6 protein-coding genes are annotated in these 7,273 nt (G+C 37.0%); 3 read left to right on the top strand and 3 right to left on the bottom strand.

Going from position 1 to position 7,273, the window contains the following annotated elements; all coding sequences use genetic code 11:
- Positions 1-292: 292 nt before the first annotated feature.
- From QS62_RS11925 to QS62_RS11145, 3 genes are all read right to left on the bottom strand, one after another.
- Positions 293-385 (bottom strand): methionine/alanine import family NSS transporter small subunit, encoded by a 93-nt coding sequence (locus tag QS62_RS11925; RefSeq protein WP_082966195.1) that lies wholly within the window; start codon positions 383-385, stop codon positions 293-295.
- Positions 382-1,896 (bottom strand): sodium-dependent transporter, encoded by a 1,515-nt coding sequence (locus tag QS62_RS11150; RefSeq protein WP_066110184.1) that lies wholly within the window; start codon positions 1,894-1,896, stop codon positions 382-384. Before QS62_RS11150 ends, QS62_RS11925 begins: the two co-directional genes overlap by 4 nt.
- A gap of 320 nt (positions 1,897-2,216) precedes the next feature.
- Complete coding sequence (locus QS62_RS11145) at positions 2,217-3,641, bottom strand: sucrose-specific PTS transporter subunit IIBC (RefSeq protein WP_066110182.1); 1,425 nt, start codon at positions 3,639-3,641, stop codon at positions 2,217-2,219.
- A 202-nt stretch (positions 3,642-3,843) separates the two neighbouring features.
- On the opposite strand from QS62_RS11145, the gene QS62_RS11140 reads away from it, so the two are divergent.
- Genes QS62_RS11140 through QS62_RS11130 form a run of 3 tightly spaced genes read left to right on the top strand, consistent with a single transcriptional unit; the run spans position 3,844 to position 7,265 of the window.
- Positions 3,844-4,767: an aminoimidazole riboside kinase gene (locus tag QS62_RS11140; RefSeq protein ID WP_066110180.1), complete on the top strand. Its 924-nt coding sequence runs from the start codon at positions 3,844-3,846 to the stop codon at positions 4,765-4,767.
- An 18-nt stretch (positions 4,768-4,785) separates the two neighbouring features.
- Complete coding sequence (locus tag QS62_RS11135) at positions 4,786-6,252, top strand: glycoside hydrolase family 32 protein (RefSeq protein WP_066110178.1); 1,467 nt, start codon at positions 4,786-4,788, stop codon at positions 6,250-6,252.
- Positions 6,249-7,265, top strand: a complete 1,017-nt coding sequence (locus QS62_RS11130; RefSeq protein ID WP_066110175.1) for a LacI family DNA-binding transcriptional regulator — start codon at positions 6,249-6,251, stop codon at positions 7,263-7,265. The genes QS62_RS11135 and QS62_RS11130 overlap by 4 nt, the downstream gene beginning before the upstream one ends.
- Positions 7,266-7,273 lie beyond the last annotated feature (8 nt).

The raw sequence follows: 7,273 nt of genomic DNA, 5'->3' as shown, positions 1-7,273 counted from the left end.
TAATTCTTTTACTTAAAGTAAAAACATTATCTACGAATGCCCACACAGATTGTCTGATAAAATGTTAAAGAACAAAAAACGACGCTTTCTTTTTTAACTTCACACTTCAGCGTCGTTGCGGAGGTGCATTATAGTGATTTCAACTCACCTTGCAAGCACTTTTTTTCATTTTTTTTAATTTTTTTATTAACTGCTGTTTTTTACAACAAACTTGCATTTTCGATACATCACAAAAAATGCTAACCACACCAGCTATTGCATACTTGCATAGCTAGTGTGGTCATCTATTATCTTACTCTTTTGGTAAGCGTTTAATGGAAACTAGTAATCCACCCCAGATAATCACAAGGGCAATAACCATCATAACGATTGCAATTGTACTCATTCTGCTTCCTCCACAAATTTTTCTTCATTTTTCCATGGTAAATGGGTTAATAAGAATGCTACTACTACTAAAGAAATCGCCATTCCCCAACCAAATGTATTCACAAACCAGTTTGGATAACCTTCATATCCTTCGCGGAATACTTTAGCACCTTCACTAAAGAGCATAAATGCAAGGATACCTGTTGTGATAACAATACATAAGCGCCAAACAAAACCCACTTTGAAAGATGAAGTTTTATTGATATGGTTGCCTAATAACCCTAATTTTTCGTTAGATACAATGATAACCAATGAACAGAAGGCTACTGCTACGATACCAAAATAGTTAACAAATTTATCCATTACATCTAGCATCGGCAATCCTGTAGTCGTTCCAAATAATGAAACTGAAAGAATCATCATTGGAATACCAACAACAAAAGTTGAAGTAACACGACCTAATCTTAATTTATCTTGTACTGAAGCAATGATTACTTCGATAACCGAGATAAATGAAGTTAACGCTGCAAAAGTAAGTGAACCAAAGAATAACACCCCAAGTAAAGGACCAAATGGTGCATTATTAATAATTGTTGGGAAAGCAAAGAATGCTAAACCAATACCACCTTTTGCAACTTCATGAACTTGTTGACCACTTGCCGCCGCCATAAAACCTAACGCAGCAAAAACACCGATACCTGCTAATAACTCAAAACTACTGTTTGCAAAACCTACTACCAAACCAGAACCAGTTAGATCTGAATCTTTCTTCAAGTAAGATGCATAAGTAATCATAATCCCGAAACAGATAGATAATGAGAAGAAGATTTGTCCATAAGCCGCAATCCACACACTTGGATCAGATAATTTTTCCCAGTTAGGTGTGAATAATGCATCTAATCCTTTACTTGCACCTGGTAATAAAAGAGCTGAAATTACTAAGATAACAAACATTACCACCAATAAAGGCATCAAAATGCTTGATGATTTGGCAATTCCTTTTTGAACACCTAGTGCTAATACACCTAAAGCAACCAACCATACAGCAATAAGTGGACCGACCACCATGCCAACGAATTCAAAACTTACGCCTTGCGCAATATCCCCCATCTTTAAGAATTCACCAACAAAGAAATCTATTGGTTTATCTCCCCAAGCTCCGTTGATAGAGAAATAGGTATATGATGCCGCCCAGCCTAATACCACCGCATAGTAAATACCGATAATCACATTAACCAATACTTGCCACCATCCAAAAATCTCAAAATTTTTGTGTAAACGTCTAAAGGCAAGTGGTGCAGCGCCACGATGTCTATGCCCAATCGCATAATCCAAAAATAGCAATGGAATCCCCGCAGTTAATAACGCAATGATATATGGCACAATAAATGCACCACCACCATTCTCATATGCGGTATAAGGGAAACGCCAGATATTACCAAGTCCTACTGCAGAACCAATTGCAGCTAAAATAAAAGCACGACGACCTGAAAAAGTTTCCCGATTTGTTGTTTTGACATTATTACTCATTTAGCCCTCCTATATATTGGACTTTATCGTTATATTATTATGAAGTAACTTAATATAATTAAATAATCTCAATAGTCAACGCTATTTATTTGAAATAAAAACAAAAAATCACAACAAGTTCACTTTTTCGCCAACAATAAAACTACTAATTTACCTCCTTTTCGGTAAGATCTTCTCGAAAGTCATAAAAAATAGTTTTTCTCTCTATTTTTCAAGGAAAAAGTCAGTACAAAAAACGGGTTAAAAAATTTTTGATTGGAAGATAAAAAAATAGAGCTAGATTTCCTAGCTCTATTCTTATGATGCATGAATTTATATGATTAGTTTGCTTTTCTTTTTGCTCGCATACCAAGTAACAAAGTAATAGAAAAAGTAACTACGAAAGAAATCAGCATACCAATGCAATATACAGCAATACTATCTGGTTTAATTGAGATAATTCCCGGTAAACCTGCTGCGCCTAATGCTTGCGCTTTAGCATTAAAGAAGGCAATAAAAGCACTTGATACGCCTGAACCAATCATTGCGGCAATAAATGGATAGCGATATTTTAAATTCACCCCAAACATCGCTGGTTCAGTAATCCCTAATAAAGCACTGATACCTGACGGTAACGCAATTCCACGCACTTTAGCATCTTTAATTAAGAACATTACCCCCAAACAAGCTGCACCTTGTGCCACATTTGACATTGCTGCGATAGGGAAAATAAAGGTTCCGCCGGTATGCGCCATATCAGCTAATAATTGTGTTTCGATAGCAATAAAAGTTTGGTGCATTCCTGTAATAACGATTGGAGCATAAAGTGCACCAAAAATAGCACCACCAATAAAACCTGTTGTATCGTATAACCAAGTTAAACCATCACCAATTAAGAAGCCTAGTTTGTGGGTAATTGGACCAACAAAGGTGAAAGTAAGAATACCTGTGATAAACAGCGCTAATAATGGTGTTAATAAGTTATCTAATACAGATGGAATCACTTTACGGAAGGTATTTTCTAGCTTAGCTAAAATCCAAGTTGCTGCTAAAACCGGTAAAACAGAACCTTGATACCCCACTTTTTCAATATGGAAGCCTAAAATATCCCAATAAGGAATATTGCCAGATAAGCTAGCGGCGCTAAATCCCCAACCACTTAATAAATCAGGGTGTACCATCAACATACCTAATGCGGCACCTAAGAATGGATTACCACCAAATTTTCTACTCGCTGAGAAAGCTAGCAAAATTGGCAAATAGACAAATGGTGCATTTGCAAAAGTATTAATCATTGCCGCCAAATCAGACAAATTAGGATAAGCATCAATCAAAGATTTTCCGTCAATAAACAGCCCTTGCGCAGTAAATACATTCGCTAACCCCATTAACAAACCACCAGCCACAATTGCAGGAATAATAGGAACGAAAATATCTGCCAATCCTTTTACTAATCGTTGTAAAAAATTCTGTTTCTCTGCACTTAAGTTGGCAATATCACTCTTGGTCATATCACCCAAACCTAAAATTTCTGTCATTGCTGCATGAACTTTATTTACGGTTCCTGCACCAAAAATAATCTGATATTGTCCAGCAACAGCAAATTGCCCTTTTACGCCCTCAATTTGCTCAATTGCCTCTTTATTTGCTTTGCTATCATCATTTAAAACTAAACGTAAACGTGTAGAACAATGTGCAACACCGCTAATGTTTTCTTTACCGCCCAACTTCTCAATGAGCTGTTTTGCAATTTGTGGAAAATCCATCTGTTTTCTCCTAGTAGGTGGTTAAGTTATCAACAGCGCGGATTATAGCTAAAACGTTTTAGTAAAATCTATTGGGATCACAGACAATATGTCAAATTTGTGATCCAGATAACATTTTTAAGCGAAAAAATTGAAATAGAATTGCTGAACTAAAACGGTTTAGCTAAAATTTTTACAGTTACACAGCAAGAGGAATTTCGCAATGAATACAGTATGGGTTTTAGGTGATGCCGTTGTTGATTTACTGCCAGATGGCGAACATCGTTATTTACGTTGTCCCGGTGGAGCACCCGCTAATGTCGCAGTGGCAATTTCACGTCTTTCAGGAAAAAGTGCTTTTATTGGTCGTGTTGGTAATGATCCTTTAGGGAGATTTTTACGTCAAACTTTGCAACAAGAAGGTGTTGCAATTGATCATATGTATCTTGATCCAATACATCGTACTTCAACTGTTATCGTTGATTTAGATTTACATGGTGAACGCACTTTTACTTTTATGGTAAATCCAAGTGCTGATCAATTTTTGGAGATCGAAGACTTACCTAAATTCGAGAAAAATCAATGGCTACATTTTTGTTCAATTGCTTTGATCAACCAACCTTCACGCACCACAGTACAACATGCAGTCACACAAATTAAGCAAGCTGGTGGTTTCGTTTCTTTTGATCCAAATTTACGCCCAAGCTTATGGCCGAATGAAAACGTTATGATCGAAGAAGTCAATAAAATGGTGGCGATGGCAGACGTGATAAAATTTTCTGAAGAAGAAATCTGCTTACTAAGCCATAACCCAGATCTGGAACAAGCGATTATTCAAACACGACAACAGTATCCAGACAAATTAATTTTGGTGACATTAGGTGCTGATGGTGCGCTTTATTTCTATCAACAAATCAGTGGCAAGATTGCTGGTAATAAAGTCAATGTAGTTGATACTACTGGTGCAGGCGATGCTTTTGTTGGCGGTATGTTGCAAGGATTAGCACAGCACACTCACTGGCAACAGGAAACTGTGTTAGCGCAATCTATTCAACAAGCGAATCTTTGCGGCGGATTAGCTACCACAGCTAAAGGGGCAATGTCTGCATTACCGACTCGCCAACAAGTAGCACAATTAACCCAATAAATATAATTAGGAGGCAAGATGATCGTTTTTAATCAAGGAAAATATCGTAGCTTATACACCGCTCAGCCAAATGAATTAGCCACTCTCGCTGCACAAGTAGCCAGTGATTGTCATCATCGTCCAGCCTATCATCTTGCTCCACCAACAGGGCTACTCAACGATCCGAACGGGTTAATTTTTGATGGCAGCCACTACCATATTTTTTATCAATGGTACCCTTTTGGCCCATTACATGGTATGAAACACTGGCGCCATTATCGCACGCAAGATTTTTGTCATTTTGAGCAAGCAGGTGCGCTTATCCCTGATGAACTATTTGAATCTCATGGCTGCTACTCTGGTGGTGCCATTAATTATCAGGATAAGATTGTTGTTTTTTACACCGGTAATACTCGTCGTTCTGAAGATAATCAACGTATTCCTTTCCAAAATATTGCTATTTTTGATCGAGACGGACATTTATTAGAAAAACGCCCATTACTAAACCAAGCACCTAATGGTTATACCGAACATTGTCGTGATCCTAAGCCATTCGTTACTGCTGATGGCAAAATCCGTTTTGTATTAGGAGCACAACGAGAAGATCTTTCAGGTACTGCATTGTTATTTGAAATGGCAAATTTACAAGACCAACCACATTTATTAGGTGAGCTCACCTTAACACCTTTTGCTAATCAAGGCATTTTTATGTGGGAATGCCCAGATTTAGGAAAATTAGGCAATAAAGATCTCTTTATTTGGTCGCCACAAGGTAAAAAACAAGAAACAACACAGTTTCAAAATAACTATCATGCGACTTATGCCATCGGTCAGTTAGAAAATTTAACTTTCCATGTAGAACAGTTTGCTGAACTCGATCAAGGTTTCGATTTTTATGCTCCACAAAGTTTTGCCGGTCTTGCTAATCAAGAGAGTAAAATGCTTTTTGCTTGGTGTGGTTTGCCTGATTTACAATATCCAACTGATCGCTATCAGTGGCATTCTATGCTGACCTTACCAAGAAAACTTTGGTTACAGAACAATCAATTGTACCAACGTCCAATTGAGCAAGTTTATCAACAAATTGAAAATATGACGGAATACCACGTTATCGATCAAAGTAATATTGAAGGTTTGGCACAAAGCTATCTACATCTCAAAATTAATCAACAACCATTTAAAATGCAGCTATTTAGCAACGAATTACAACAGCATTTGACATTGAGTTATCAAAATGGCTGTTTTTGCTTAGATCGTTCTGCGACAGAACAAACAGAATCGATGCGTAAATTTGGTGAACAACGTTATTGTCAAATTGACAATTTACAAGAAATCGAACTCTTTATTGATCACTCTATTATAGAAATTTTCTTTAATCGAGGCGAAAAAGCGATGACATCACGCTTTTTTATTGAAAATAAACAAAATACAATCGTAGTTGAGCAACCAACCACAATCACGATTGGTCAAATACAACCAATCCAATTCAGCAAGGATGAATTATGAATACGAATGCTAAACGCCTGACTATTGCCGATATTGCAGAATTAACAGGCGTTTCTAAGACAACTGTCAGTATGGTGTTAAATGGACGTGGCAATAATTTCCGCATAAAACCGGAAACGCAAGAAAAGATTCTTGCCATTGCTAAGCAATACCATTACAAAGCAAACAGTGTCGCCAGAGCATTACAATCACAACGCAGCAATACCATTGGTTTAGTAATTCCTGATTTTTCAAATTTAGGGTTTGCTGCGACCACTAAAACCTTAGAAAGATTATGTCGAGATAACGGTTTACAGCTTATTATTGCTTGTTCTGATGAGTTGCTAAAACAAGAAGCGATTGCAATTGAACGTTTGTTAGATCGACAAATCGATCTTTTGATTACCACCCCAATCAAAGACGATGCCGAATACTATCGTAATTTAAATATTAATGTACCAGTCATCCAACTTGACCGTTGCACCAAAAACAGTAAAACACCTTATATTGTTACTGATGATGAAAGCGCAGTAATAGAATTAATCTATACTTTATGCCAACGTCATCAACTGACAGAATTTTATTATCTTGGTGGTCAAGCCGAGTTACGCCCAAGTACCGCACGTTTAGCAGGTTTTAAACAAGGTCTGCAAAAAGCCAACCTTGCTTTACAAGCAGATTGGATTATCCAAACTTCATATTATGCAGATAGCGCCTATTTAGCATTTGAACAGCTATATCAACGACTAGGGCGTTTGCCAGAAGCTTTATTTACAGGATCTTATGCCTTATTAGAAGGGGTGTTACGTTTTCTAAATGATCATCACTTATTAGATCATTTGACGGAAGGCAAAATGCGCCTATCTACTTTTGACGATTATGAATTGCTTAATTGTCTGCCATTCAAAATTAACTCAATACAGCAAGATCATCAAAAAATTGCCCAACATCTATTTCATATGCTACAAGCGATCTTACAAAATGAGGAAGTACAAAACCAAATTATTCCTGCTCGAATTATTTGGCGTAGCTAGCTAGAGAA

The organism is Gallibacterium salpingitidis (assembly GCF_001678495.1).
Taxonomy (GTDB): domain Bacteria; phylum Pseudomonadota; class Gammaproteobacteria; order Enterobacterales; family Pasteurellaceae; genus Gallibacterium; species Gallibacterium salpingitidis.
Note: the sequence above shows the minus strand (reverse complement) of the source record. Positions and strands in the feature narration are given on the sequence as shown.